General features: G+C 66.7%; 1 protein-coding gene. It reads right to left on the bottom strand.

The genetic code is table 11. The annotated features are described in order from the left end of the window. Positions 1–381 (bottom strand): methyl-accepting chemotaxis protein (locus AC6H42_RS13410; protein ID WP_497548255.1); only part of this gene is annotated, 381 nt, incomplete at both ends.

Raw genomic sequence — 381 nt, 5'->3', positions numbered from 1 at the left:
GCAGCGACTCCACGGTCTGCTGGGTGGCGTCGTTCAGCTGCATCATGGTCTCGGTGATCTGTTGCGCGCCCACGGCCTGTGACTGCATGCCCTGCAGCACGGCGTCGAACTGCGGCGCCAGTTTCTGCACCTGCACCATCACGCCCGACAGCTGGTCCGTCACCTGGCGCACCTCGCCCACGCTGCGCCGCACCTCCTCGGAGAATTTGTCCATGCCCATCACGCTGGCCGAGACGGCCGACTGCATTTCCTTGAGCATCTGCTCGATGTCCCAGGTCGACACCGAGGTCTGGTCGGCAAGGCGGCGAATCTCGGTGGCCACCACCGAGAAACCGCGCCCGGCTTCGCCGGCCTTCTCGGCCTCGATGGCCGCGTTCAGCG

The organism is Massilia sp. NBRC 108631 (assembly GCF_059704565.1).
The sequence above is the reverse complement of the archived record's forward strand: the minus strand, read 5'-3'. Positions and strand labels throughout refer to the sequence as shown.